Below are 22,609 nucleotides of genomic sequence, written 5' to 3' on the forward strand. Positions count from 1 at the left end.
CACATGAAATCAGCTGCGAATATTCGTTTTATTGATGGAGAACATCCGCGTATTCAGAGATACGTTCGAAACGTCCCTTGGCAAACGGGCATAAAGGTAAAATCTTAATACCGTTTTCTCGCGCGTATTCCACCATAGCTTTGATAAGTTCATCGCCAAGCCCTTGTCCTCGGTAAGCATTTTCCACCAAAGTGTGATCAATTATGTATAGCTCTGGACTCGAGATTACATAGGTCATCACCGCAGCAATGTCACCGTTATCTTGAATAAGGAATCTTTTATTGGCAGGTTCATGTTCTACGTTATGCATGTTCATCCTCTTTCTTTGTTGAATATTCACCGTCCAGAAGCTTATACGTCAAAGCTCCGCTTGGACATGTGTCAATATGCCGGGCAATGGCCTCCGAAGTGTCACCATCAGGATCAACCCAAGGACGCTTGCTTAAATCAAAAACAGCAGGGAGGCCCTTTACGCAAATCCCAGAATGAATGCAGACATCCGAATTAAACATGACCTCGATATCTTTGCCGTAGTATAACTTTTGTTTACTCATAATTCCTCACATCTTTCACTGTTGAGTTTATTTACAGATCTATAAGTTCAGGCTTACATGGCAAGCAGTATCTGCTTGGCTCTCAATGTCCGAATTATAAATGAGGAATCGTTAATTAGTCAACGTGACAAATCTCCTAATACGTTGGTGGATGCTGTCCTATACTGATCATTCTCTTCCAGAGGTATTTCTCATCCGCCTCGCACACATCATCTAACAACACCTTTAATGAGATTGTGATTTAGTCACTTCGATCTGAAATTGATCGGAATATGATTTGAGATTGCCTGCAAGACCGGCGAGTTCCCCGGAGATGTTCGACAGTTCGCTTGCCGACCGTTGCTGTTCCACAGCACTAGCCGTGACTTCTTCGGCCATGGCTGAAGTTTCCTCGGTTGCGGAAGCAATATAACTGAGGTTTTGTTCCAGCTCCTGACGAATAGAGTGCATATCCATCGTCCGGCTGTCTAAACTCTGAGCCAACTCATGCACTTCGGTCGATAAGCGGCTAACCTGTCCAAATGCCTGGAGGCAATCAGCGATCTGTTTTTCCTGTTCCTTAACAGCTACCATATTCGCATCAAAATGACTGCCCATCCGATGTATCTCTTGAACAAATGAACCCAGTATCTCATCAATCTCCTGGATCGAACGTTCGGATTGTTGAGCGAGCTGTCCCATTTCACCTGCAACGACTGCAAAGCCTTTACCCGCTTCTCCAGCTCGGGCTGCTTCAATTGAAGCATTCAGGGATAGTATTTGAGTTTGTTTTAAAATGTTGTGAATTTGACCGCTAATAGAGGAAGCGAGTTCGGATTGAGTCGTCAGAGACCTGGAAATATCCTGTTGATGCTCAACACGCTTGGCATTCTCTCGGCCCTTCTCAAGCAGAACCTCATGTTCACGTGTAACTTGTACTTGAACAGAAGATAGCTGCTCTGAAGTATAAGTAAACTGTTTCACATATGAACCTACTTCATCCATTATTTTGCTCAGATTCTCTGAATGCTGGACGGAGTGTTCTGTCTCTTCAGCCTGTTTCATTGAACCTATGGCAATTTCCTCAATCGCTCTGGAAAGTTCTTCGCTTTGACGCTGGTTTGTCTGAGCGGTTTCCGAAATATCTTTTGATGACTGTTGTAATGTATCTGAACCTTGCTGTATTCCCATCAGAATGTTCGTCAATTGGGCAACCATGATGTTAATCAAATCACTGATGTCACCGAGTTGATCATTGGTCATATGTGTGGATACGACTTTGAGATTCCCATCAGCAACCTGTTCGAGGCTTGACTTAATATCGCGTACTTGTCTAAGAATACCTCGTACTACGAATAACATCATGATCAAAGAAAGAATCAGTACAATCACAAAAATCGGGATTATGGTCGAATATGCATTATTCAGAGATGTCGCGGAGACTTGATTCACTGCTCCAGCAGAAATATCAATGCCCAGATAGCCAATGACAATACCTTGCGAATCCTTGATTGGTGTAAAGGAGGACAATAGCTGTCCCCAAGTTGGATCATCTACAATGCCTGTTGTGACGACTTCACCGCGTAACAAGCGTTCCTGAATCTGGGGATTAAATTCCATTGGAGTCGCGTAAGGGCTATATTCCGTATCGTCCCAATCAGCTCCATCTACGGTGTAGAACCACCCGTCTGAAGTTTTGTTATACATATAAACATACAAGGCTCCCGATTGAAGCCTAACTTTAACGAGTTCGTCCCTAAGACTTTTATATTCGTTGCTCTCCTCTGAAGCAGTAGAAGATAATGTCTTAATTAATTCCGACTCCTGACCTAGTTGAGAGGCGGTATTCACAGCCAGCTGCTGATTGTTATGCTGCATGGTCATTAATGATGCATTTTCACTGGAGTCGATGGTGGCCCATATGATTAGACCGCCCATAGCCAGTAGCGGAACCAGAATAATCAAATACAGTTTGAACCTTAAATCCATCTTTTTTTTGCGAGTCTGACTCACGTACGGTTCCCCCTTGGATGTAATAAAGTAAATATGGTTATTCGTATAACCCCATACTATTTATCGTAATATTGGAGGGGGAAATGAAGACTAACACTAAATTTGTATATACATATACGTAGGAGAATATGATCATTTGTGCTACCAGTGCACTAAACCCGAATGTAGAAGTTACGTCTTGCATCAAGAAACGTTGTCATTACCAAAAAAGCTCCACCAGCTTTGGGAATGGCATGTAGACAAGCATGAGGGATATCCTGGACAAACCTCTTTGCATAAGCGAGGGGCTGCCATCATCTTCCTCTCCCCATAGAACTTGAACAGGAACCTTCAGCTCGGGTAAATCTGTTCTATTGAATTCAGTATATTTTGCATTATAGTGAGCTACTTACCCTTTATTTGATCGAATTGATAAGCGGGTTATTTTAACGGAGACTGGGAAAAAATTGTTGCTACATGCCCAAAAAATGCTTGAGCTGTATCATATGATTAAGGAAGTGACTGCTGCACAATGGGAATTAACAGGTAATATCGTGATCAGTATTGGGGAAACGTTGTTGATCTATCGTTTTCCACCTACTATTGAAGAGTTCAAAATGCATTGAAGAGTATCAGATCGGGATTACTTCCAATATTGAATTCTGGAGTATTGAAGCTGTGAAACAGTCGATATTGAGCGGTATGGGCATATCCTTGTTACCTCGAATTACGGTAGAGAGGGAACTGAAGGAAGAACAACTTTCAGGTCAGCAGTACAAACAGAATCTAGCTACGCAGTTGTTATATCCCAAAAACAAGTGGATCTCTCCCCAAGTGGAAGCTTTTATCGAGATCGTTAGAAATCATGCCTCCCTATGGTAAGAAATGAGAAGAGTGTCTTCTGTTAATTTCCCGTTAAAATACTTCTTCCGCTTTAGACAAAAATGAAGAGACTATAGCTCATCACTATGGTCTCTTTCTGCTGGTCATAAAGATTAACAAAAAAGTGCCTGCTCATTTCAACTGTCCTTTATACTCTACCATTGAACCGTTGGATTGCTTCCTCGGTCATCGGCGTGAAGAGATTAACCAGATTACCGTCAGGATCGCGAAACAGCACAGCACGATTCCCCCACGGCATTGTGGTAGGTTCCTTTACCCACTCATCGACAAACGGCTTCAAACGCTCGTATTCGGCATCAACATCGTGGACGTGGAACTCAATAATGACAGTACGATTGTTGGCCGCCACAGCGGAACCAGCGCCAAATAGTTGCACCGTCTGGGAGTGGCCGATCGCTAGAGTGCACGATGGCATAACGAGTTCGGCAAAGACAGGTGCAGGGCGTTCTGCTGAAACACCCATAATTTTCTCATAGAACTCGACGAGACGATCCACGTCATCAGTAATGATGCGCACAGAAGCAAAATTCACGAGATATCATCCTTCCTATAATAAGTAATACATTTTGGATCAAAAACACTTCGTATTTACTTCTACTCCTTTACAATTGCTTACTCCAACTATACAAATACACTACTGACAACAGTATGTCAGTAGTGTTTTATGAAGAAACCACCGTCCACTAGCCATCATTCTATAGAAAGTATTAGAGTTTTAAAGTGAGGGTACTTGCTAAAAATCGATTGTACTTGGTGGTAAACAGTGTTACTCTAAAAGTCTGTGTTCGACAATATATTCAACACTAGCCACCAATTTAGTTATAAAGAAAGGTAACACTATGATAAAAGTTGAAAACTTATCCTTCTCATTTCCACAAAAGGAACTATATAAAAACATTTCATTTACGTTTGAAGAGGCACAACATTGTGCTTTTATCGGAACAAGCGGCAGTGGAAAAAGTACATTGATCGATATCCTGATGGATCCGGAACGATATTTGTTCGAGGGCAAGTTAGAGATAGACCCCGATTGCAGAATTGGGTATGTGAGTCAGTTTTTGCAAGTAGACAAAACAAAAGAAATGACCGTTTTTGAATATATCGCAGAAGAATTCATCAAGATACAAGATGAAATTACAGCAATTTATGCGGAGATGGCCACCACATCGGATATGGATTCCCTGATGGAAAAGCTTCAATTGGCTTTGGATGCCTTCGAAGCGATGGATGGGGACAATTTCGAAAAAAACATCAATAAACAGTTAAACCTTGCCAACCTCATGAAGCTCAAAGATCTTAGTATATCCGCCGTAAGCGGCGGGGAATTCAAACTTATTCAAGTGATGAAGGAAATGCTGAATCGTCCAGACTTCATGATTATGGACGAACCCGATGTATTTTTAGACTTTGAAAACTTGAACGCGCTTAAAAAATTGATTAACACCCACAAGGGAATGCTGCTCGTTGTTACGCACAACCGTTATCTGTTGAATCATTGTTTCAACAAAATCATACACCTCGAAAACACAGAGCTCCAGGAGTTTGACGGGCGATATATCGATTATAACTTCTCGCTGCTTCAGACTAAAATTGAGCTGCAAGAAATCGCAGTTGCTGAAGCTGAAGAAATTGAGAGATATGATCATATCATCGACAATCTTAGAGAGATCGCCACGTATAATTCAGAAGCCTCCAGAGGCAGAGCGTTAAAAGCCAGAGTCAAGTTTCAAGAGAGATTGGAAGCACGTCGAATAAAAGAGCCATTTGTCGATATCAAACAGCCAAATATCCGTTTTGGAATTGATAAGGAAATGGAAGACACCGTTGTGGTTAACGTCAATAACTATAGCGTTTCCTTTGACGAGTTGCTTTTGGAAAATGTGAACTTTGAGATCAAATCAACAGATAAAGTAGCCCTGATCGGTCCTAACGGTACCGGGAAAACGACTTTACTCCGAGAAATCTTCAAAAATAATCAGGATTTCATTGAAATCAATACTGATGTTAACGTGGCTTATTTATCTCAGGTTCAAGGCGAAATGCTAAAAGATTCGAATACCATACTAAATGAATTCATAGATGCTGGTTTTCAAACTTATGACGAGATTAGATCGTATCTTCCAAACTATGGCTTTGAAGGAGAAATCCTTGATCAAAAGATTGAATCGTTATCTGGCGGAGAAAAAAACATGCTTCAATTGGCTAAAGTTTCTGCCAGTCAAGCCAACGTATTGCTCCTAGACGAACCGACAAGCCATCTGGACATCTATACACAAATTGCTTTGGAGAAAGCAATTGAAGACTACAAAGGTGCGATTATCATGATTTCTCATGATTTCTATTCTGTTGTAAATGGTATGGATTATGTTTTAATTATCGAGGACAAAACGATTAGTAAAATGAGTATAGAAGAATTCAGACAGATGATTTATGCGAGTCATTTTGATGAAAACTATCTAGAAAATGAACAAAAGAAAAAGTCTGTCGAAATGAAAATTGAATTGGCTTTAAAAGATACTAATTTTGAACTTGCAAAGAGTTTGGTTGATGAACTAGAAGAGCTGATTAAGTTGCTTTAGACAAGGTGAATATTGCATAAATCTAAATCCCCCTGAATGTGGATTACTCCTCATTCAGGGGGATTTACTTCTAGAAACAGCTAAACGAGCTGATTCGCTGCAGATCAATGCCGGTGTATAGCCAGAAGAAGCCATTCCAACGGAAGCCAGCCACCGAATTTCTACCTACAAATACCGGGTACATCCAGAAGCCGGGACCACGATCCGGCCAAATATATGTGTAGCGAAACAGACAGCCGGATATGGCTCTTGGATCTACCGCATATAACGAAGCGGGTTGCTGTGGAATGAATGATGGTGGCGGTCCGGTGGGTGCCTGCACGCCTTGTGGTCCGCCGCCTCCACCCCCGGGGAACGATGGCGGACCAGGAAATCCGCCGGGTCCTCCTGGTCCTCCGGGACCCCCAGGTCCGCCAAAGCCTCCACCAGGTCCAAAAGGAGGTAAAAATGTCATATCACATCACTCCTGTTCATTAGTCTAATGTATTGTATGTAGGCAATTGAGCAGGGGAATGGGTGGAAGCCTATAGAAGGCCGCTAAAAATCAAGTCGAATCAAGTAAATTAAATTGCAGAAAAATGTCGAATAAAGTGATTGCTAACTAATTTATTATAACGAATTGAATATTAGCAGTGTTTGGCTGTTACTAGTAAAGCAGGCATGACCAAAATGATTTTGCATTTACCTTATGTGAGTAGGGGAAGGCATATCGTTTTGGTCTTTTTTATATCCAAATCGGATTCAGGCAAAAATAACGGACCAAAGCAAAAACAGAGTTGGATTTCCAGCTTCCTAAACTCACACGAGATTACCAAATGATAACTTTTTATTATAATTATTGGAAATTTGTTATGTGTAAGCGCTATCCAAAGAACTATAATCTATTTATCTGGATGTTAATCCGTTCAGAATAATTAGATCAAATCTAGAGGAGGAATTGTATGAAACGGTTAGGTCGATGGAATATAACAGCCTTGGTTCTTGTGCTGGTACTCGCCATGCTTCCATTTTCGAATGTCTCACATGCAGCCAAGGCAGTTACGGAAGTGGAGGGAGGTCATTTGAGCACAAACTTTGAAGACGGTACACTTCAGGGATGGACTCCACGTACAGGTAACGAAAGGCTGACAGTGACACAACAGGAAGCACACGAAGGTCAGTCCAGTATGCTGGTCGCCAACCGTGAGCGTTCCTATCATGGACCGATGTTATCGATGAAGGATCTGCTTAAGCGTAACCAAGAGTACGAAATTGCGGCATATGTAAGACTTACCCAGGAGCCCACCACGGATCAAACACTACAGCTCACCACATATAAAAAAACAACTGCCGAAAGCTGGAACCCGATCGGCAGCGTGAAGATTGCCAAAACAGAATGGAATACATGGCACAAGATCACCGGAAAATTTCAGTATAGCGATGATCCCACTGAATTGAATTTGTTCATCGAAACACCCTACATCTCTGAAGATAGCGTAGATACGTTATCGTTCTATGTGGATGATGTATCATTTACTCTGGCCGAGCAACTGGAGATCGAAGAAGGGATTCAGTCTCTGGAGGACCTGTATCAAGATGATTTCCCCATTGGTGCAGCGGTGTATCGCTGGCAGTTGGAAGGCGCATATGGTCAACTGCTCACAAAACACTTTAACAGCTTGACCGCAACCTATGAGATGAAACCGAAGTACATGTCTCCTTCCGAAGGTGTTTATGAGTTCGAGGCAGCCGATCAATATGTTCAGTTCGCCGAGGAACATGGTATGGGCGTACGCGCACATGCGTTGTTGTGGCATATTGATGCTGCAGAGTGGATGTTCAAGGATCCTCAGGGTAACCCTGCGAGTCGAGAATTAATACTTGCCCGGATTCAGGATTACGTTGAAACCGTCATGACCCGATACAAAGGTAAGATCTATGCCTGGGATGTGGTAAACGAGGCGATTGCGGATAGCAATGGTGATGCCAACGGTTTACGTAAAAGTCCCTTTTATGAACTAATCGGTCCGGATTACATTGAGAAAACCTATGAATTCGCCCGTGCAGCCGATCCGGATGCCAAATTATACTACAACGAATACTTCACGGAAATCCCTGAGAAAAGAGAGCATATGTATCGGTTGGTCAAACGACTGAAAGAGAAAGGGCTCATTGATGGTGTGGGTTTGCAATCCCACTATAACCTGGAATCCCCGCCCATCAAGGAAATTGAAAAAACGATCAACATGTTCGCCGAACTTGGATTGGATATTCAGATCACGGAACTGGATGTGGATAGCGGAATTCCATTTGGTGAAGAGATGTCCGATGAAGTTGCGGTAAAGCAGGCGTATCGATATAAGGAACTGTTGGATTTGTACAAAAAACACAAAGATCACATTTCTTCAGTTACCTTATGGGGACTCCAAGATGAGAAGTCTTACAACAACCAGGCTATGCTGTTTGATTCAGCCCTGAAGGCCAAAAAAGCATACTGGGGACTCGTGGATGAATCCAGCTTGCCTGTGTTGACACAGAGAGCCGTCTCACTTTCGGGTAAACCGGATATCAAAAAACAGTCACAAGATCCGCTCTGGAACAAAGCGGTGTCTACTCCACTGAAGGGTGATTCTTCAGGATCAGCTAGTTTCCGCACCTTATGGGATCAAAGTAACCTATATATCCTTGTGGATGTTCAGGATGCGAAGGCAGACGTGAATGACAGAGTAGAACTCTTTGTTGATCTCAATAATGGCAAGACCACCTCATATGAAGCAGATGACCGACACGTAATCATTAAGCGGTCGGGTAAAGCTGAGGGCGCGGAGCAACGTTCATATCGTGTACGTGAGACAAAAGCCGGATATCAGGTTGAATTGTCCATTCCATGGGGTGGTATCCAAGTCGGATCAGAATATGAAGCCGGCTTGGATATCCGTGTGACTGATGGCGGTGCAAGTGGGACACAACCTTATAATCCACTGTACTGGAATGATCGAACACAATCACAGGAGCAAGATACAAGCAAATACGGCGTGATTCAACTTGCTCCTATGCCCAAATCAGCACAAGCTGTGCAAGGGATTGTTCAGATTGATGGGAAGAAAGACGCCCTATGGAATAAGGCTGTACCATTTGAAGTAAAACGGTTGAACCAGAGCGAAGGTGCAGAGGCAGTGGCTCGCGCAATGTGGTCAGGTGAGTATCTATACCTGCTGATCGACGTCACTGATCCAAACATCATTACAGACAGCATTAACCCATGGGATCAGGATTCGGTTGAGATTTTCCTGGACGAGAATCACCAGCGCACACCGTATTTTCAATATGATGATGCCCAGTTCAGAATCAGTGCAGACAATGTGGGAACCTTTGCAGGGGGGGCCTCACCCGGACGCCTTGTAAGTGCTGTGAAGAAAACAAATCAAGGATATCTCGTAGAAGCCAGAATCCAATTACATTCACTGACACCCAAAGCAGGAAATGTTCTCGGTTTCGAGCTTCAAATTAATGACAACCAGGGCGGAGGTAAGCAGAACGTAGCCAAGTGGAATGATATGACCAATGAGAGCTGGAGAAACACTTCCCAGTACGGAATAATCACTTTTGTTGGAAAGAACAAACTCGGGCATTAAACCATCGGCAGTAATTGCAAGAATAGAAACCATCATAACAGTGGCTAAAACTCAACCATTGTTGTGATGGTTTTCATCGTTTACATAAGTCACCGAAGGGTGATAAGGGGCGATACAATCTGCCTTGACTATATTTAACAGCCCTTGATATACTAAATGGATGTTATTTTCTCTTTTATGGGGATAAGAAAGTTATCAACTACATACAACCGTTTGCGAGGGAGCCTTAACCGGCTGAGAGGGTGTTAAACCGACCTTACCTGATTTGGATAATGCCAACGTAGGGATGCAACGATGAAACGCTGACTTGGGTAGCTCATGCGAACCCCCTTGTTTTAGTGTATTTGTCTGCGAAACATCCATAGGATGTTTCGTTTTTTTGTTTTTAAATACGTACATTATGAATTGGAGGAACATATGTTGACTATTTCAGAGAGACTGTATCAGGCAGCACAGCCCGTGTGGAAGGAATGTCTCGAGCATCCCTTTGTTAAAGGAATCGGAGATGGTTCCTTACCGGTCGAACAATTTCGTTATTATTTGCTGCAAGACTACTTGTACCTGTATGATTATGCCCGTGTATTTGCACTAGGTATCGTCAAGTCGCACGATCCCAAATTGATGCAGTTTTTTAGTAAAAACGTAGATAACATCTTGAATGGCGAAATGAAAATTCATCGTTCTTATATGGAGCGATTAGGAATTACAGAGGATCATGTTTTTCAGGTAAAACCTGCACTGAAAAATGCAGCTTACACTAACTATATGCTCTCTGTTTCCCATGCGGGTGGCATAGCAGAAGTACTTGTATCCATTCTGGCCTGCTCATGGAGTTATGCAGAGATTGGTCAAGTCCTTGCTCAAAAACCAGGTGCAGCTGAGCATCCTTTTTACGGAGAGTGGATCACAGGATATGCTTCCTCTGAATACAACAACAGCAATCAATCCCTTGTGACGTTAACGGATAAACTATTAGAAGGCTGTAGCGAGGGAACGTACCAACGGATGGAGGATATTTTCGTGATGTGCAGTCGTTTTGAGCTTGATTTTTGGGAGATGTCATGGGGGCTGGAGCCTTGAGTTCAATGTTAGTTAATTCAATTAGAGAGCAGCTAATCAAGATGAGTACAGCGAATAATCAGAACGTGTCAGCCCAAAAAGAGATGATTAAACATTTCAACAACAAGCCCTGATATAATAAGCAAATAGCAACTATCTATTTTCTATGGAGGTGAGGCTATTGAAAACAATCGGGGTAGGGTTCTTACATGCACGGCTCTATGCAAAGCCAGTGAAGGATATGGCAATGCTTTGCATAGAGCCCGGGAATAATCACATTGCCAACGACGAATCGTAATATTCTACTAACTGGCTTTGCACCTTATTGATCTATTAAATAAGGAGTGAGGCCCATGAAATATTCAAAAGCCGAGTCTATTTTTCCGGAAGAATTGTTACGGATCATTCAAGAATACGTTCAAGGGGAATTGGTTTATATCCCAAAACCCAAAGAGGCGCACCTAAAATGGGGCGAGAAAACAGAGAGCAAGAGTAGGGTCTCTGCTCGAAACGCTGAGATCAAATCCTTATTCTGCAATGGAGTCAGGATAGAGGAGTTGGCGGGTCGGTATTTCTTGTCCTGCGAAAGCATAAAGAAAATAGTCTATACAAAGAACTAATGAAATCCGCTATCTCGTCATTTCGACGGTTTAGCGGATTTTGTGCAAAGATGACTTAAATCAACTTATACATAGTAACCGCACCTCTAAATCGATAGACTCAAGTTAAGGTTGTTGTGATGAAGGACGGCCGGATCATACAAAGAGGTGTAACGAATGAACGAAATCATAAAGAAGAAGCTGCTGGACAAAAATGAACTGCTCATTAACATGGTGATTGAACGCGTAAAAAGAGATTTTCTAGAGGATATCGCCATTATTGGGCTTACTGGTTCATTTAGCACCGGTGACTTTCACGAGAAGAGCGATCTTGATTTAGTTATCATAAATAATACAGAAAAGGGATGGGAAATATCCGATTGCTTCATCTTGGATGACGTTGGATATGATATCTATTGCACGCCATGGGATTCAAGAATACAAGAGCAATCCACCTTGGAGAGTTCCAACGTATCCAGCCTAACCGACCTAAAAATACTCTACTATGCAACGCCTGAGGATTTGGAAAAATTGAACGAGTTCCAGCAAAAAGCTCTTGATGCACTTGCGAATCCGATAGGAGAAGCGTGTCTTAATCGGGCAAATAAATGGATCGATCTGGCTAAGCAAGCATACAGCAATACGATGCTTGGTGAAGATATCGGTTCAGTGCGATATGCATCTGCTGGGGTTCTGTACAATCTAGTCAATGCCTTGGTGAGTATGAATAACACGTGCATTAAACGAGGGATCAAGCGATATTTGGAAGAGATACGTTCGTTTCGTTATGTTCCGGATGATCTCGAATCCTTATGCATGTCAATCATCGAAGCTCATACCATTGAAGATATTCGAAAAACATCTTTTAATATGTTGAATAGCGTTACGAGGTTACATAGCACGATGTGTGATAACTTCATTGTTAAACCGGTTCCGACCTTTGATAATCTTGGAGGAACATACGAAGAACTGTGGTGCAACTACCGCAATAAAATTTTGAACAGTGTTACAACGAACGATGCTTCCTACGTCTTTCTTTCGGCCTTTGGAGCACATGAGTATCTTGATGAAATGGCCACGGAGAAAGGCACCAAGAAATATGAACTTATGCAATACTTTGATGCAAGCAATTTACCAGTTATGAAAGAGAAGCTCCTTGAAGTGATGGATGAATATCTAGAAGAGTATGATAAGGTCGGCAGAGAAGTCGAACGTTATACAACCTTTGAGCAACTATATGCCCATTATATGAATCAATGACCTTACGTTCCAGCTAGTAATAAGTCCGGGAATTGAACACAAGGAAAAAATCCTTTTACAATGATTGTCAGTACGTTTATAATACAATCACCACGTAGATTACCCGACAAAAAAAGTGAAATATTGTAATATCTAGCCACACTCGGCTCGTCATATTCTTGAGCCGCTTATTACAACATAATAGATATCGGAGGTATGGTTATGGTCAAGAAGAAAATTTCGACAGCCATCAGTGCAGCTTTAATCGTTTCTATGCTGGCTACTGGCGTGATCGTCGCTATTGAAGGTAAAACAACGTTAGAGGTAGCGAAGTCAGCAGGGGATAAAAAGGTTGAAGTTATTAAATGAAAGCAAGACATTAATTAACCTGTAGCGGGACAAGAACATATTCCAATTAAAGTCGCTATTTTAGCGACTTTTTTTGTTTTATCGGTACATGTTCGGGTCCTGGGCTAAGGACAAGAACTTGTACCGATTGCGGATAGATGTTGATGTGCAAATTTTCTATTTTGAAAATCCAGTCGTACTTGTACTGAAACAAGCCCCTTAAACAGCGTTTTTTTCGTATTCCAAACGCCTTCCAATGAATCTCATTCAGCCAATTGCGGAATGCCTCACCCAAGCTATTTACTAGCGTTTTTGGCGTGAGAGAAAGAGGGGGCAGCTTAACATACGTTTTCGTCCAATACCATTTGACGCTTAGATATGTATACGTTTAGTTCAGTTCTTACCATCCTTATTATCAGTGACCCTATATCCGTCTCCAGTCTTATTCTAACTAGACTAAAGTCTCGATTGGGTGCTAGGCTCAGGTTTGTTTCGCGAATTCTAACACAGTGTTAAACTCCTAATCGGAATACATATACTTAAAGGAGTGGTATGAATTGAGTACATATATGATAAAAGACAGAAAAAAGAACTCCGAGGACGGAAGCACGATTCAATCATCAAGGAAAGGGTTATTCGTTTTTTTCGCTATGCTGATTCCATTAACGATTATCAGCTATGTTCTGGCCTTAAACGTATCACCCGTGTTTGGTCTGCTGCTCATGTGGGCACCTGGCCTATCCTCCATATTTGCCCGTTTAGTACTGCATGAAGGATTTTCGGATATTTCACTGCGGATCGGAGGAAAACGAACCTTAAAGGCCATCCCATTTGTGTTGCTATTACCGGTTATCATTGGTTTATGTGCTTACGGATTCGCCTGGGTTACGGGGTTAGTGGACTATGTGAAGTCAGGAGATGTCTTTATTGTCAGCCTTGTACTATCTATTATCTACCAAATGTTCGTAGGCACGGCCATCGGTGTGATCAGCAGCGCGGGAGAAGAGTTGGGATGGAGGGGATACATGCTCACCAGACTCATCAAAGCGAGAGTGCCTAAACCCATTTTAACAAGCGGTTTGATCTGGGGAGCGTGGCATATTCCGGCCATTCTGCTAGGGAACTATTATTCGGGACCGTCACTCGCCTTGTCCATTGTACTGTTCCTGATTACCATCAGTTCTTTTAACTTCATAATTAGTCACCTGCGATTGAGCACAGGCAGCATTTGGCCCGCAATTCTGCTTCACGCTTCCTGGAATGCCATCATTCAAGATGCATTTGACGAGTCAACAAAAGGAGAAAATGTCTTCCTATGGACGGGTGAGTCGGGTATATTGGTGGCTTGTGTGATGTTGATTGCCACCTGGATCTTTTCTAAAAAATCTGACTATAAGCAGCGTATATGATACTCTCTGGGTACAGAAAAATCCTTCTACTGGTGATAGAAGAGAAAGGGCGAACCTTAGAAATTGAATTATTTACGTTTCTTTAAAATATCAAAACCGAGCTAACGGGAAACGTTAGTCCAATAAAACCAAGAAAACAGTCGATTATGAACTACTCCCTGTCAAGTTGACAGTTAAAAAAACAAAATAATGGTTTCATTGAGATGCCTTGGCTCGGATGACGTGCTAAGGCATTTTATTATGCTGCTCTTCGGTATTCGTTCGGTGACATACCGCCCAAACGCTCTGTGTAACGGTAGTTGTTATAGTAGCGCACGTACCGCTTAACCGCGCTGTGAAGATCTTCATAGGTGTCATACTTCGTCAGATAATAGCTTTCTGTATGGCTTGATACCGCCTCCAGCAGGCTGCCTTTTGTAATGAGCTGAACGAGACTAGGATTTTACAGCACAGACTATTTGTAATATTAAAACTTAACACAAAATAATTATACCCGGGTAATATTGATTTTATCTTTTTACCCGGGTATAATTATTGGGCAAGGAAGAAAAAGGAGGTATAACATGGAGGCTTCACCTGCTCAAATAAGCTGTACTGCTTTTTTAGAGAAAGATTGTTTTGCCAAAGGCACTTTAGATTACGTTGTCGGAATCGTAAAAGATACCTTGGAGGACAGTAAGTTCGTACAACTGCTTATTTTTGACGATTTGACGGGTAAACCACTAGATATTGATTTTCGTGGAAAAACAGCTGAGGTGCTTGAGCGGTTAAACAGCCAGGCTGGACATATATCGGATACGAAAGAAAATGAACAACCCTCTCGCAGGGTTGGCCGTCCTAAGCTGGGAGTGGTGTCCGGTGAAGTTACTTTGCTTCCTCGACATTGGGACTGGCTTAAAGCTCAACCCGGAGGAGCCTCCGTAACGCTGCGAAAACTGGTTGATGAAGCTCGCCGCTTGGGAGAGAACGAAAGTAAAGTTCGCGCCGCACAAGAAGCAAGTTATCATTTTATGACTGCAATGGCGGGCGATTTCCCTCAATATGAGGAGGCTTTGAGAGCACTGTATGCCGGGAATAAAGATCACTTTTACGGATTAATTGATGATTGGACACCCGATATCAGAGACTATATTAAGACTTTAGCCAAGGGTGCATTCATACAGGAAGAGAGTTAATAACCACTTAAACGACGTTCACAACAGCAGATAAAGAAGGAAAGTGGGGTATGTAACGTGACTGAATCATCTCGTTACATTGAACCGACTAAAACTGGTCCCGAAACTGAACATTGGGATTTTGTCATGTTCGTCAGAGCAACACAGCGTCGTTCCTGGCCTTTTCAAATCATGTATCCTACTTGGAAGGGACTGGACGGCGAACTGCCGCCATTGAAGATTCTCGACCATTGCCCATAACAGAGTTACCATAAAATTAAGTGTAAGGAGAACATAACAATGAATATGTTAAGAGCCAACGGCATAGAACTCGCCTATGACAGTTATGGCAGCGAAACGGATGAAACCATTCTGTTGATTGCGGGGCTCGGTACCCAGATGATCCGTTGGACCGTTCCATTTTGTGAAATGCTGGCGACCCGGGGATATAGAGTAATTCGTTTTGACAATCGGGACACGGGTTTATCCACACACTTTAGCCATCACGACACATTGGATTTTGAAGCACTTGCTAAAACACTCATGTCGGGACAACTCCCGGTTATTCCATACACACTTGATGACATGTCTGATGATACAATTGGATTGTTAGATGCCCTGGGGATAAAAAATGCACATGTCGTTGGACGTTCGATGGGCGGCATAATTGCCCAGCTTGTTGCCAGCCGATATCCGGAGCGGGTTCTCTCGCTTACTTCCATCATGTCAACAACAGGAAATCCCGAACTTCCACCAACATCGCCTGATGTAATGGCGTTAATGACTCGGCCAGCACCAAACCCGATGAAGGATGAAGCTATGTACTTAGCTCATAGTGTAGCTTTTGCCACACGTATTGCGGGTACGGGTTATCCATTTGAAGAGAACGAATATCGTTTAATGATTCGAGAAGAGGTTCGGCGAGCTTATGATCCGGGGAGTATTGGGCGGCAAATTGCAGCTATTGCAGTTTCTGGAGACCGTCGTCCACAACTTGCAAAAGTGAAGGTTCCATCTTTAGTAATCCACGGGGTGGAAGACCCTATGTTTGTGCCAGCATGCGGACAAGATACGGCTCAATCCATCTCTGGTGCAGAATTTATGTTACTTAATGGCATGGGACATGATCTGCCGGCACCATTGTTTGAAACGGTTGTAGATGGAATCGTACGAACAGCCCGGCGAGGGCGCTGATGGTAAGCGCCCTCAATTCTTTTAAAATGGTTCTTCAGCTTTCGAAAAGAAGTTTTCCTACGATGACACAGTGAACTGTACCAAAACTTACCGCTTCAGCTATCGCGATGAACCCTTATCATTATGAATAGTGCCATGGAATATATCGAAACAAATTTTGCAAGCTGTCTAAGAATAGTGCAAATCCAAGTAATGTCGTGGGGCAAGAGCATAGTTCCATTGAAGTCGCTAATATAGCGGCTTTTTTATTTTAGCGGTACAAGTTCTTGTCCCGAGCCAAGGACAAGACCATAATCCAATAATTCATTCGATGAGCATGAAATCGAGAATGTAACGCAGGATTAATACATAAAAAATTGTGCTTTTATTGGGTTTATAATACTAACGATATTTTGTCGAACAAATTAAAGAGAAACCTAGATGTAAACTTTTGATTGTACGTGCCCTACTAATTGCAACATTCGAATTCAAAATCAAGGAGATGCACTGACTGCCGAATAAGCGCTTTTCAACAGCCATCTTTAATTTACATTTGTAATCATTTTGTTTTTAAAAAATAAAGAAATGATTAGATCAACTTAAATAAAAGTTGTTATTTTCAAATAATCAGTCATAAATTGTGCAAATGTAAACTTAAATAGATATTAATATATGACTAAATGTTCATTTATCCAAAAAAACTTTGACAAATGAAAACGAGTGGATTATTTTGTTAAGAAGGAATGTATTTTTTAGACACCTTTTACGATTCTATTAGAAAAGAGGGTATGGAATGAACGATAAATCTAAATTCGCAATATGTCTTCTGATGGCAACGGGATTAACTCTGACTTCAAACGGTATTTTTACATCTAAATCAATTGCGTCTAGTGCTGTACTCGCTGATCAGGAAACAAATAAACAGACAAAGGAGGAGCTTGATATTTTTGAAAGCGCATCCAAATCAAATACCAATCTGATAGGCTGGCATTTGAAAGGAAAAGGAGGATTAGAGAATACTTCAGAAGGAATCTTGCTAACTTCACAGCCTAAAGAAAATGTAATGGCCATCTCAGAGACAGTGTCCGATGATTTTATCTATGAAGCTGATGTCATGATCAGGGATACGAAGGCAGATGCAACATTGTTGTTTCGATCTAATGAGGATGGCTTTAGCTCGTACATGCTGCAAATCGTTCCGGACGCAGGTCTGATTCGGTTAAGAGATTCAAGAAATGGAGATGGGAGATTAAAGGAGGAGCGTAAAGTTTCTGTTGAAATGGGGCAAATCTATCATCTCAAAGTGAAGGCAGTGGGTTCCTCGCTAAAAGTATATTGGGGCAATCAATATAAACCATTAATTGATGTTCAAGACATTTCGTATCAAAGCGGTAAGCTTGGACTCCATGTATGGGATGGATCCGCCTTGTTTTCGAACATCGTGGTGAGCGATCTGAAAGGTAATTTGGGTACGGTGCTTTCTAACAAGGGAAAATGGCAGCCTGATATCAACGGAAAAAGAGGGACGGTAGAACAGGAGAGCAAAGCACAGCAAATCTATAATAAAGAGGCAACTGATATGGTCTATGAAGGGAATATTACCCTTCGTCCTGATTCTATTGCAGCTCTCGCATTTCGATCTTCAAGCGATGGAGCTGAAGGATATGAAGCTACTCTTACGAAGGAAGGAGATCAGGTCCGTGTAAGTTTGACGAATACAAAAGGAACAGTGATTGCAAGTTCGCAACGTACTTATCCGAGTCAGATGGGAGCCAAACATCATGTGGAAATCAAGGCAAAGGGAGATCGAATTCAGGTCTTCCTGGACGGGTACACTACGGCCGCGATTGACGTGAAAGATTCAACCTACAGAAGTGGAAGTACTGGAATCGTCGTAAAAAAGGGAACGGCTTACTTTCAGGATACTTATGTGACAGAACAGAGCCAATATTACAATGAGATATATCGTCCACAATATCACTACACACCAATACGTGGTTCAGCGAGTGATCCGAATGGACTTGTCTACTTCGAAGGAGAATATCATCTCTTCCATCAGGATGGGGGAACATGGGCGCATGCGGTAAGTAAAGATATGCTGAACTGGAAACGGCTTCCGATTGCACTTCCCTGGAATGATCACGGACATGTCTGGTCTGGGTCGGCTGTTGCGGATATGACAAATGCATCTGGTTTATTCGGAGATTCAGGAGGCAAGGGCCTTATTGCATACTACACTTCCTTTAATCCGGATAGCCCAAATGGGAACCAGCGTATAGGTTTGGCCTACAGTAAAGACCTAGGCCGTACTTGGGAGTATTCGAAGGAGCGCCCGATTGTGATCGAGAACCCAGGTAAGAGCGGAAATGAAGTTGGGAATTGGGATTTTCGCGATCCGAAAGTGATCCGTGATGACGAGAATAACCGCTGGGTTATGGTTGTGTCCGGAGGAGATCATATTCGTTTCTACACCTCAACGAATTTACTTGACTGGACATTGACAGATAATTGGGGATATGGGGATTACGTCCGCGGAGGCGTATGGGAATGCCCTGATTTGTTCCAGCTTCCGGTAGACGGAACGTCACAGAAGAAGTGGGTTCTGATGATCAGTACAGGAGCGAATCCCAAAACAGGCGGATCAGATGCCGAGTATTTTATCGGTCATTTAACAGCTGATGGTAAATTCGTGAACGATAATCCGGCGGGTAAGGTGCTAAGAACAGATTTTGGTAAAGAATTTTACGCTTCGATGTCTTTCGCTAACATGCCTGATCATCGCACAGTGATGATGGCGTGGATGACGAATTGGGACTATCCGTTCGCTTTCCCAACGTCCAATTGGAAAGGTGAACTAACCATCCCGAGAGAAGTATCATTGGTAACGACCGAAGATGGAATTCGTATGGTGCAAAGTCCAATCAAAGAATTGGAATCACTGCGTAAACCTTTGTATTCTGCTTCTAACAAGTCGGTGAGCCCTTCTTCCGGGAATCTGCTAAAAGGTATTATTTCAGGTGCTTACGAAATTGAAGCTGAAATTGAAATCCCTGAAACCAGCACAGTGACCGAGTTTGGCTTTAACATTCGTGAGGGTGCAGATCAGAAGACGGTCGTGGGTTATAAGGCAAGCGATAGTCGTATGTTTGTGGACCGAACTGCATCGGGCGAAACGGATTTTTCTAACCTTTTCAGTAAGAAACATGAAGCACCTATGCAAATGGAGAATAATCGGATCAAGATGCGTATTCTTGTGGATGAGTCTTCCCTTGAAGCCTTTGGTAACGACGGCAAAGTCGTCTTTTCAGATGTTATATTTCCGGATCCTGCTAGTAGAGCAATGAGTTTTTACGTAAAAGGTGGGAATGTGAACGTTGTTTCCTTGAAAGTGCATCAACTTGAATCTGTCTGGAATGAGGATATTCCTTCAAAAGCTCAAATAAAGATGGATACGAGTGTTCGGGAACTGGGGGTAGGCGAGTCGGATACACTGCAGGCGATGGTTGAGTACGGACCAGGTTTAGGCGTTCAACCGCTTAAGTGGAATTCCAGTAATAACGAAGTAATAACCATAGACTTGGCAGACAACTCACACGCAGTTATTAAGGCAAAAAAAGAAGGGGAGTCCACAGTCACTGTATCTACTCCGAATGGTAAAACTTCCACTAGTGTGCTCGTTAAAGTCATAGGTGGCGAGTTCCGGACAAACCTCAGTGGATGGACTAAAGATCTGTCTGCTGCTTCATGGTTAGTTAGTGAACATGGGATTCGTGGTAAATATTTTAGCGATGCGAATTATATTGCCAAAGAGAAGGCTGGGAATTTTACGTATGAAGCAGACATGATGCTCAGTGAAACAGGAGGGGCAGGTTCTATTTTGTTCAGGGCTAGCGAAGATGGTCGCAGTGGTTATTATCTGAATCTAGACCCTAACATGAAGGCAATCCGTCTGTTCTATAAAATCAATGGAGGATTTGAAGAACGGCAGGTTCTTGCAAAAGTACCATCTTTCATTCAGCCAGGTCAAACGTATAAGGTGAAAATAGAAGCGAATGGTCCGCATATTGTTGTTCACGTGGACAGTCAAAAAGTCATAGATATCATGGATGGTACTTTTGCAGAAGGCCACTTTGGACTCCATGTATTTGGCGGCTCCGCATCTTATCAGAACGTCAATGTCAGCAACGATGAACCTGCAAACATCACCAAGTCCAGCCTTGTAAATACCGTAACACAGAAATCCATTTATACAGTGAACCTTGTCAACGGGGAGCCCGTTACCTTGCAGGATGCAAGTGCGGCTTCCGTCCAGAAGTGGGTATTTGTTCCGACAGGCGACGAAGCAGATTCGTATTCGATTCGTACTACGGGCGGTCAGACGCTTGATCTGGATATAGGGCAAAACAAACTTCAGCTGTATCATTACTTAGGGTACAATAACCAGCGTTGGGTCCTTCACGAGAACAAAGACGGATCAGTTCATATTACTTCAGCTCATCATCAAAAAGCATTAGAAGTATCGGAAGATGGGACCGAACTCTTCCTAAATGAACTGAATCCATCACTTGATCGACAAAAATGGATATTAACGAAGTAATTAAAATTTATTGCATGATGGCATATCTCATAGATATTCCAATAAAGAAGTGCCGCGGGACAGGAACATTGTTCTATTCAAGTCGCTATTATAGCGGCTTTTTTCTTTTAACGAGAGGAATCAATCATATATTATATTTTTTCCTTCTTCACTTAGTTTTCTCAAAGATGTAATCATGTGATTAATCTCTTCTTCAGTGTGTCTTTCCCATGAAGCTAATTCAGCTACTATTTTAAGTGGCGATTTAGATCGATATGAACGTGTTGGGTTTCCAGGAAACCTTTTATCAGTTACGTTTGGATCACTTTCAAAATCTCCTAATGGTTCTACAATGTAGATTCTTTCTTTTGCATTAGATCTTGCCAATTCAGCACCCCATTTGGCAGCATTTAATGTTGCAGTAAAGTATATATGGTTAGAATTTTTCTCTTGGTAATTTGATAAGAACTGTGGTTCTAATAAATCACCAATTTGCAGTTCTGCTTTTGTACCATGAAAAAAAGGACCTTGATCTATGATCACTTTTTTGTCATCCATACTGATCCACCTCTTTTTTAGTATTGTATTTAGCAGTATAGTGTAGGAATTTCAAAAAAAACAGTCTATAAAAAAATAAAAAATAACGGTATAATTTAAGTAGAGAGAATGATACTGAGTCCAATAACCCAAGTTTAAGAAGACAGCCGATCAGCGTGATCGGCTGTTTTTTATTAACTAACGAGCAGCTTAAAAGATAATCCGTTCAAGGCAGGTCTCTGATTATCGAGTAGTGTTGTAATGCCAGAATATATAGTTGATAAGAATTATCATCCATGATATATTGTTAACCAGTAAACTAAATATAAGAATTTATTCAGAAACACCCCATTTTTAAAATTGATATTTTTGTTTACAAGTAAATAAGGAGCGATCAAAGAATGATCTCAAAAGATCGAACAAAACAGTTGCTTTATGACCAATTTATCCGTTTTTTACATGTGTATGAGAACCACAAGGATACAGAAATCGAGCATTTCCTAAGTATCGCCCAGCGAGAAAGCATCGAGAAAATCCCTCAGCATTTGACCGCGGTTCATATGATAGATTGCATTGGCAAGCATGAGCCCATTAACAACACGGGTATTGCCGAGGCGATGAATTTGTCCAAAGCAAGTATCACCAAAATTGGCAACAAACTGCTGGAAGAAGGATTCGTCAAACGTACGAAAATGAATGACAACAAAAAGGAGAGCTATTTCCGGTTGTCACCGCAAGGCAAAAAAATCTTTGAACTGCATGAACGTCTGCATATACATGAAGCAGAGCGCTTCTATCGTACTCTCGACAAATATTCGGAAACGGAGCTAAAAGTAATCCATCAATTTCTTCAAGACAGCAGTATAAATATTGAATCCAGATAGAACAAAGGAG

21 protein-coding genes and 1 riboswitch are annotated in these 22,609 nt (G+C 42.1%); of the genes, 14 read left to right on the forward strand and 7 right to left on the reverse strand.

The features are described from left to right. Positions 1-28: 28 nt before the first annotated feature. The 3 genes from F0220_RS15965 to F0220_RS15975 form a co-directional block, all read right to left on the reverse strand. Positions 29-310, reverse strand: a complete 282-nt coding sequence (locus tag F0220_RS15965) for a GNAT family N-acetyltransferase (protein ID WP_036615433.1) — start codon at positions 308-310, stop codon at positions 29-31. Further along, on the reverse strand, positions 303-554 hold the full coding sequence (locus F0220_RS15970; protein ID WP_091020981.1) for a (4Fe-4S)-binding protein: 252 nt from the start codon (positions 552-554) through the stop codon (positions 303-305). The genes F0220_RS15965 and F0220_RS15970 overlap by 8 nt, the downstream gene beginning before the upstream one ends. A 225-nt stretch (positions 555-779) precedes the next feature. Next, on the reverse strand, positions 780-2,546 hold the full coding sequence (locus F0220_RS15975; protein WP_223199697.1) for a methyl-accepting chemotaxis protein: 1,767 nt from the start codon (positions 2,544-2,546) through the stop codon (positions 780-782). A 467-nt stretch (positions 2,547-3,013) separates the two neighbouring features. Between F0220_RS15975 and F0220_RS32920 the strand changes: the two genes are divergently transcribed. Both F0220_RS32920 and F0220_RS32925 read left to right on the forward strand, forming a co-directional pair. Beyond that, a complete protein-coding gene (locus tag F0220_RS32920) occupies positions 3,014-3,151 on the forward strand; it encodes a hypothetical protein (protein WP_223199698.1) in 138 nt (45 codons plus the stop codon). Then, on the forward strand, positions 3,129-3,407 hold the full coding sequence (locus F0220_RS32925) for a LysR substrate-binding domain-containing protein (RefSeq protein WP_223199699.1): 279 nt from the start codon (positions 3,129-3,131) through the stop codon (positions 3,405-3,407). Before F0220_RS32920 ends, F0220_RS32925 begins: the two co-directional genes overlap by 23 nt. A gap of 148 nt (positions 3,408-3,555) precedes the next feature. Here F0220_RS32925 and F0220_RS15985 read toward each other — a convergent pair whose 3' ends face one another. Beyond that, on the reverse strand, positions 3,556-3,960 hold the full coding sequence (locus F0220_RS15985) for a VOC family protein (RefSeq protein ID WP_105598861.1): 405 nt from the start codon (positions 3,958-3,960) through the stop codon (positions 3,556-3,558). A 307-nt stretch (positions 3,961-4,267) separates the two neighbouring features. On the opposite strand from F0220_RS15985, the gene F0220_RS15990 reads away from it, so the two are divergent. Then, on the forward strand, positions 4,268-6,007 hold the full coding sequence (locus F0220_RS15990) for an ABC-F family ATP-binding cassette domain-containing protein (protein WP_149846696.1): 1,740 nt from the start codon (positions 4,268-4,270) through the stop codon (positions 6,005-6,007). 70 nt (positions 6,008-6,077) lie between these two features. Here the strand turns inward: F0220_RS15990 and F0220_RS32505 are convergent, their stop codons facing one another. Further along, positions 6,078-6,461, reverse strand: a complete 384-nt coding sequence (locus F0220_RS32505) for a hypothetical protein (RefSeq protein WP_047843165.1) — start codon at positions 6,459-6,461, stop codon at positions 6,078-6,080. Positions 6,462-6,948: 487 nt separating this feature from the next. Between F0220_RS32505 and F0220_RS16000 the strand changes: the two genes are divergently transcribed. The 6 genes from F0220_RS16000 to F0220_RS16020 all read left to right on the forward strand — a co-directional run bounded on the left by F0220_RS16000 (position 6,949) and on the right by F0220_RS16020 (position 14,275). Further along, positions 6,949-9,621 carry an endo-1,4-beta-xylanase gene (locus tag F0220_RS16000; protein WP_149846697.1) on the forward strand — a complete coding sequence of 891 codons (2,673 nt, stop codon included), beginning with the start codon at positions 6,949-6,951 and terminating at the stop codon, positions 9,619-9,621. A 207-nt stretch (positions 9,622-9,828) separates the two neighbouring features. Next, positions 9,829-9,926, forward strand: a riboswitch (TPP riboswitch). A gap of 112 nt (positions 9,927-10,038) precedes the next feature. Next, positions 10,039-10,701, forward strand: a complete 663-nt coding sequence (tenA, locus tag F0220_RS16005; RefSeq protein ID WP_091020987.1) for a thiaminase II — start codon at positions 10,039-10,041, stop codon at positions 10,699-10,701. Between the two features lie 332 nt (positions 10,702-11,033). Then, on the forward strand, positions 11,034-11,300 hold the full coding sequence (locus tag F0220_RS16010; protein WP_091020988.1) for a CD3324 family protein: 267 nt from the start codon (positions 11,034-11,036) through the stop codon (positions 11,298-11,300). A gap of 156 nt (positions 11,301-11,456) precedes the next feature. Continuing rightward, positions 11,457-12,539 (forward strand): nucleotidyltransferase domain-containing protein, encoded by a 1,083-nt coding sequence (locus F0220_RS16015; protein WP_149846698.1) that lies wholly within the window; start codon positions 11,457-11,459, stop codon positions 12,537-12,539. Between the two features lie 201 nt (positions 12,540-12,740). Beyond that, positions 12,741-12,887 (forward strand): hypothetical protein, encoded by a 147-nt coding sequence (locus F0220_RS32510; RefSeq protein WP_165789879.1) that lies wholly within the window; start codon positions 12,741-12,743, stop codon positions 12,885-12,887. A 629-nt stretch (positions 12,888-13,516) separates the two neighbouring features. Next, positions 13,517-14,275 carry a CPBP family intramembrane glutamic endopeptidase gene (locus F0220_RS16020; protein WP_181155428.1) on the forward strand — a complete coding sequence of 253 codons (759 nt, stop codon included), beginning with the start codon at positions 13,517-13,519 and terminating at the stop codon, positions 14,273-14,275. 238 nt (positions 14,276-14,513) lie between these two features. Here F0220_RS16020 and F0220_RS33415 read toward each other — a convergent pair whose 3' ends face one another. Continuing rightward, positions 14,514-14,696: an IS3 family transposase gene (locus tag F0220_RS33415; protein WP_105599147.1), complete on the reverse strand. Its 183-nt coding sequence runs from the start codon at positions 14,694-14,696 to the stop codon at positions 14,514-14,516. 142 nt (positions 14,697-14,838) lie between these two features. Here F0220_RS33415 and F0220_RS16030 point away from each other — a divergent pair, with 142 nt between their 5' ends. The 4 genes from F0220_RS16030 to F0220_RS16045 all read left to right on the forward strand — a co-directional run bounded on the left by F0220_RS16030 (position 14,839) and on the right by F0220_RS16045 (position 21,199). Next, positions 14,839-15,450: a DUF2239 family protein gene (locus F0220_RS16030; RefSeq protein WP_091020991.1), complete on the forward strand. Its 612-nt coding sequence runs from the start codon at positions 14,839-14,841 to the stop codon at positions 15,448-15,450. A 57-nt stretch (positions 15,451-15,507) separates the two neighbouring features. Continuing rightward, positions 15,508-15,690, forward strand: coding sequence for a hypothetical protein (locus F0220_RS16035; RefSeq protein ID WP_223199700.1), 183 nt, complete (start codon positions 15,508-15,510; stop codon positions 15,688-15,690). A gap of 39 nt (positions 15,691-15,729) precedes the next feature. After that, complete coding sequence (locus F0220_RS16040; RefSeq protein ID WP_105598866.1) at positions 15,730-16,623, forward strand: alpha/beta fold hydrolase; 894 nt, start codon at positions 15,730-15,732, stop codon at positions 16,621-16,623. A 772-nt stretch (positions 16,624-17,395) separates the two neighbouring features. Next, entirely contained in the window at positions 17,396-21,199 is a 3,804-nt protein-coding gene (locus tag F0220_RS16045) for a GH32 C-terminal domain-containing protein (RefSeq protein ID WP_105598867.1), read from the forward strand. 120 nt (positions 21,200-21,319) lie between these two features. On the opposite strand, the gene arr is transcribed toward F0220_RS16045, so the two are convergent. Next, positions 21,320-21,736 carry an NAD(+)--rifampin ADP-ribosyltransferase gene (gene arr / locus F0220_RS16050; protein ID WP_105598868.1) on the reverse strand — a complete coding sequence of 139 codons (417 nt, stop codon included), beginning with the start codon at positions 21,734-21,736 and terminating at the stop codon, positions 21,320-21,322. Between the two features lie 380 nt (positions 21,737-22,116). Here arr and F0220_RS16055 point away from each other — a divergent pair, with 380 nt between their 5' ends. After that, positions 22,117-22,599 carry a MarR family transcriptional regulator gene (locus tag F0220_RS16055; protein WP_017688279.1) on the forward strand — a complete coding sequence of 161 codons (483 nt, stop codon included), beginning with the start codon at positions 22,117-22,119 and terminating at the stop codon, positions 22,597-22,599. Positions 22,600-22,609: the final 10 nt, after the last annotated feature.

This window comes from Paenibacillus sp. 37, from assembly GCF_008386395.1.
GTDB lineage: Bacteria > Bacillota > Bacilli > Paenibacillales > Paenibacillaceae > Paenibacillus > Paenibacillus amylolyticus_B.